The organism is Streptomyces torulosus, assembly GCF_001419765.1.
GTDB classification, from domain to species: domain Bacteria; phylum Actinomycetota; class Actinomycetes; order Streptomycetales; family Streptomycetaceae; genus Streptomyces; species Streptomyces torulosus.
In genome coordinates, this window is sequence record NZ_LIRK01000085.1 from 13,069 (window position 1) to 18,585 (window position 5,517).

A 5,517-nucleotide genomic window follows, 5' to 3' on the forward strand; every position below is an offset into this window, starting at 1 on the left:
CGGGTCACCTCGTCACTGGATCGTCCAGATCTGGTTGGACTGGTTCAGGGGCATCCACTGGCTGATGGCGGCTCCGTTGGCCGTCGATCCGCCACCGACCTCCAGGACCTGCCTGCTCTCGAAGTTGCGGATGGCGTACCCACCGTTGGCCGGCTCGAAGTACCACAGCTGGTTGTTGCCGCCGGCGTAGGTGTACTGCTGGAGCGCGGCCCCCTTCCGGTGGCTGGAGGCGTTGATGGCGAGGACCTTGCCGCTGTTCCGGTTCACGATCCTGTAGAGCTGCCCGCTGACCGGGACGATGTTCCACTGCTGGTTGGTCCCACCGGTGCTCGGCCACTGGATGATGCCGGCGCCGTCGGCGGTGGAGTTCTGGTACACGTCCATCAGCTGTCCGCTGTTGACGTTCTTGATGGTGTAGTACGTCGACGCGTTGACGTTCGGTGTGCCGGTCGCGTCCTCCAGCGCACCGCCGGCCCGCTGCACACTGAAGTCGGCGAAGAAGAAGTACGTGCCGTCGGTCTTGGTGACCCGCACGTAGCGGAACTTCTGGCGGACGTCGATGTTGCCCGTGAGCGTCGAGGCGAGCGGCAGGGTACTCGTCTGGCGTCCCAGGACGGTGTAGGTGCCGAAGGACGGGTCGTTGGAGCCCCGGATCTCGAAGTTGCCGCGGGTCCCGGGCTGGTCCAGGTCCTGGCGGGTGGTCAGGGAGAACTGTCCGAGCTGGTATGCCTGCCCCAGGTCGACCTGCCACCAGGCCGAGGTGTCGCTTCCGGTCGGCGACCAGCCGGTGGCACTGTCGTTGTCGTTGCCCTTGGACGCCGCCCACCCGGAGTTCAGGACCGTGGACGCGGAGGCCGGCTTGTTGTACGCGAGGTTGATCTTGGCTGCCAGCCCCTGGTAGGCGGGCTCAAGACCAGAAGCCTTGATCACCGCGTCGCCGGAGGTCCTGTTGTCGGTGAGCGTGACGCTGGTGCCGTTGCGGTTCTGGTTGATGAATCCGTCGGTGCGCGACAGCACGTTGTTCGAAAGGGTCATGTTGTTCGACCCCTCGTCCAGGTAGATCCCGCTGACCGCGGAAGTGCAGGCGGACGGCGTACGCACCACGTCGTGGATGTAGTTGCCGTTGAAGACGGTGCCGGGGTCGTTGGAGAGGTGGTAGATACCGGCGGCGTCGCAGAGCCGGTTCATCACGTTGCCGATCCGGTTGTAGCTGACGCTGTTGTCACCCAGGGCGTTGGCCGCCGACTGCCAGCCCCAGCCGAGCGAGACGCCCGCCCACGGTGTGTCGGATATGTCGTTGTGGTCGATGGTGGTGCTGTTGACGAAGCCCGCGTTGATGCCCGCGGTGCCCACATAGTCCTCACCGACTCGGGTGATCAGGTTGTTCTTGACGGTGACGTTCTTGACCACCTCCCGGGCGTCCTCACCTGCCGGGGAGGTCGGCGGGTTGTAGACGGTGTGGAACTCCACCGTCGGGTCGGAGAACTTGCCGACCATGATCCCGTTGCCGGCGATGTCGTGGATGACGTTGCCGGTCACGGTGCCGGCGTGCACGCCGTGGTGCAGGTCGAGGGCGGTGGCGCCCATCTGGGTGAAGGTGTTTCCGGTGAGGGAGAGGCGGTCGGCGTACGACGCCTGGACCCCGGCCGGCGGACGGCCGACGTACTGGTTGTTGGAGGTGTCGGCCGACGTGTTGTAGTTGCCGCCCTGGCCGTTGAGGTAGCCGTTGTCCGTCGCTTCCATCCAGGTGGTCCCGGTGAAGGTGAGCCCGGAGAAACGCAGGTCGTGGGCGGGGCTGTCGAGGCTCGTGCCCTTGATGTCGAAGAGTGTCTCCAGCGTCGGGGCCTGCACGGTGGCCGTGGACATGTCCTCGCCGGGGCGGGGCTTGTAGTAGACGGTCTGCGCTGCCGTGTCCACGTAGAACTCGCCCGGTTCGTTGAGGAACTCGTGGGCGTTCTCGAAGTGCAGGGGGGAGCCGCTGGCGAGGATCGGGTAGGGGCGCGGGAACAGGATGCCCGCCTCGTGGTCCTGGATCGACACATTGGCGGTGGCGTTGCTGGAGCTGATCGACTTCAGCCGTAGGTAGCTCTCGCCCCACTGCGTTTCCAGCATCATCTCGACCTTGCTGAGCTGGTCCCAGTTGGAGACCTGCGAACTGAGCACCTTCAGCAGCTTGTTGGTCTTGTCGCTGCCCTGCAGCTGGAAGTCGGAGCCGATGTCGGGGAAGCGGGCCCGGGTGGCGCGGACCCCGTTGACGTACAACTGCCGGAAGTCGAGGCCGCCCACCGGCGCCTTGTACTCGCCGCCCGAGGCAGCGGTCCAACCGGTGATCGCCTTGCCTCCGGTGATCACGGGCGTCTCTCCGTTGTACGCCTGGTAGACGACCGTGTGGCCGTTCGTACCCGAGTCAGAGGTACCGAAGGCGATCGGGGCGGTGAGGGGATAGGTGCCGCCGCGCAGGTTCACGACGATGTCGTCGGACATGTTCGCGTTGACGGCCCGGACCGCGGCCTTGGCGGCCTGGATGGTCTTGAACGCCGCGGCGGTGCTGGTTCCCGAGTTGCCGTCACTGCCGTTGACAGGGTCGACGTAGAAGTTCGTCGTGGCCGCGTAGGCGGGTTGGCAGGGCAGTACGGCCGCGAAGACGACGGCCGCCCCCGCGAGCGCCTTGACCGTCCCCGCGCCGATGCGTAGGGGTCTCATCTGTGGTGTCCCTCCTGCAAACGCCCGGGCTTTCTATGAGTTGCATTTATCGAGGCGATGGAGCACCGGCGTCAAGATGATAGGCGGGCCTATTTTTCTCTGTAGCAACACCCATGCCACGCGGATGCATCGAACCCGGCGCGCAGCCACCGTTCGCAGCTTGGAAAAACCGCAGGTAGCAGCGCTATCGAGGGGAACGATCGCCGCCCTTACCCTCAACGGCCCAATCCGCGCCACTCCACACACCGGCTCCAGAATGAGTACTACTCATTTAGCTCGGATGCGATGAGGCCGAGAGGGGAGGTGCGGCCCGCTGCCCGTTGCTGCGGCGGCGAGCCGGGGCCGGTTACCGTGAAGCCGCCTCCGTCGGGGGACGGAGAGGGCAGGCCGGGGGGAACATGCGCGGGGAAGCACGGAGGGCCGTCCATCGGGGTGTGCGGCGGCGGTGGGAGCGCGGGAGGGCACTGGCCGCGGCCAGGCCCCTGGTCCTGGACATCGGGCTGGCCCTGCTGGTCCAGGCGGCGATGACGATGCCGTTCGTGGTGCCGCGCCCGCCCGACCAGGAGCCGGCGAGCTGGCCGGCGTACGGGCTGACCACGCTCACCGTGCTTCCGCTGGTGTGGCGGCGGCGCGCTCCCTTCGCCGTCCTGCTGGCCGTCCTCGCGACGAGCGCCCTGTACCGGCTGACCCTGGACGGCCCCGGTCAGCCGCTGCCGTACACCGGGCTGGTGATCGTCCACACGGTCGCCGCGCAGTCGTCGGCGCGCAAACGGCTGGCCACCGGGCTTCTGCTGCTGGTCGCCGTCCCGGTCGGGGTGTGGCTCAACTCCCGCTCGCTGCGCGAACTCACCTTCTCCTTCTTCGTGTTCGCGGCGGCCTTTGTCTTCGGCAGGCTGACCGAGGCCCGCCGCCGCGACCGGCGTGTCGAGGCCGAGCGGGCCGCGGCACGCGAACGCGCCCGCATCGCCCGCGAGATGCACGACATCCTCTCCCACGCCGTGAGCCTGATGATCGTCCAGGCGGAGGCCGGCCCCGTGGCGGTACGGACGGCACCGGAGCGCGCCGAGGCCGCGTTCGACGCCATCTCCGCGACCGGGCGCGACGCCATGGTCCAACTCCGGCAGATGCTGGGCGTGTTGCGCGAGGGCGACGAGCCGGGCGGGGCGGCCCCGCGCGAGCCGCAGCCCGGCCTCGACGAGCTGCCGGCCCTCCTCGACCGGATCCGGGCCGGCGGACTCCGCGTCGAGTACGGCACGCACGGGCGGGCGCGGCCCCTGCCGGAGGCGACGGCGGCGACCGTCTTCCGGATCGTCCAGGAGGCCCTCACGAACACGGTCCGGCACGCGGCGGCCCGTACGGCGACCGTACGACTCACCTACGGGGAACGGGACTTGGACATCGAAGTGACGGACGACGGCCGGGGCCCGCAGGCCGGCCCCGGCGGCGGACAGGGACGGGGGCACGGCCGCGTGGAGACCGGGGCCGGTGGTGGACGGGAACAGGGGCACAGCCGCGTGGAGGTCGGGTCCTGCGGCGGGCGAGGACCGGGGTACGGCCGTGTCGAGGCCGGGGCCGGCGGTGGGCATGGGCTCGTCGGCATCCGGGAGCGGGCGGCCGCGCACGGCGGTACGGCGGAGGCCGGGCCGGGGCCGGACGGCCGGGGGTTCCGGGTGCGGGTCCGGGTCCCCGTGGCCCCGGCCGCGGAGCCGGCGGCGGGGGTCGCGCGATGACGATCCGGGTGGTCGTGGCCGACGACCAGGAGCTGGTGCGCAGCGGGTTCGCGATGATCCTGGACGCCCAGCCGGACATCGAGGTGGTCGCCGAGGCCGGGGACGGCGCCGAGGCGGTCGAGGCGGTACGCCGGCACGCCCCCGACGTGGCGCTGCTCGACATCCGCATGCCCCGCCTGGACGGCATCGAGGCGTGCCGGGCGATCAGCGGGCTCGACCCGGCCGGCCCGGCGGCCGCGTCCCGCCCGGACGACCCGGCGGGAGCGGACCGCGCGGACGGCCCTTCCGCCGCGTCCCGCCCACACGGCTCGCGCCCCCGCTGCCGGACGGTCATGCTGACGACCTTCGACTCCGACGAGTACGTGTACGAGGCGCTGCACGCGGGGGCGAGCGGGTTCCTGTTGAAGGACGTCCGCCGGGACGACCTGGCGCACGCCGTGCGGGTGGTGGCGCGGGGCGACTCGCTGCTCGCGCCGTCCGTGGCCCGGCGCCTGGTGGAGCAGTACACGCGGCCCGCCGCCGCCCGGTCCCGGCGCCCCGACCCCCGGCTGGACGCGCTGACCGGCCGGGAGCGGCAGACCCTGCTGCTGCTCGCGCGCGGTCTGTCCAACGCGGAGATCGCCGCCGAGCTGGTCGTCAGCGACCACACGGTCAAGACGCACGTCGGCAACGTCCTCGCCAAGCTGGGGCTGCGGGACCGTATCCAGGCGGTCATCTGCGCGTACGAGACGGGCCTCGTCACGGCGGGCGACACGGCGCCCGGACTCTTCGGGACTCCCCCGCTCGGGGGAGCGTAGGGGCGGGGCTCCTCCCCCGCGTCGGCGAGGAACCCGCCCCGCGAAGACCGCCTGCGCGGGCGATCCCCGGGAAGCCGCTGGTCAGCAGGATGGAGCCGTCATGAACCACGGCTCACACCCACGGAGTTGACCATGAGGAACTCGCGCAGGACCGCCCTCCGCGCCGTCCTGGCCACGGCACTCGTCCTCGGCGTCACGGCGTGCCCGTCGGCCCTGCCCGCCCTCGCCTCCACGACGGGCCCCGCGCGGCCCACGCTCACCCTCACCCCTGTCCCTTATCCACATCT

3 protein-coding genes are annotated in these 5,517 nt (G+C 70.4%); 2 read left to right on the top strand and 1 reads right to left on the bottom strand.

Annotated features, from left to right (window positions below; genetic code table 11):
• Window positions 1–12: 12 nt before the first annotated feature.
• Entirely contained in the window at window positions 13–2,703 is a 2,691-nt protein-coding gene (locus AOK23_RS07170; RefSeq protein WP_055711904.1) for an RICIN domain-containing protein, read from the bottom strand.
• A gap of 398 nt (window positions 2,704–3,101) precedes the next feature.
• Here AOK23_RS07170 and AOK23_RS07175 point away from each other — a divergent pair, with 398 nt between their 5' ends.
• On the top strand, window positions 3,102–4,433 hold the full coding sequence (locus tag AOK23_RS07175; RefSeq protein ID WP_055711905.1) for a sensor histidine kinase: 1,332 nt from the start codon (window positions 3,102–3,104) through the stop codon (window positions 4,431–4,433).
• Entirely contained in the window at window positions 4,430–5,230 is an 801-nt protein-coding gene (locus AOK23_RS07180; protein ID WP_055711906.1) for a response regulator transcription factor, read from the top strand. The genes AOK23_RS07175 and AOK23_RS07180 overlap by 4 nt, the downstream gene beginning before the upstream one ends.
• Window positions 5,231–5,517: the final 287 nt, after the last annotated feature.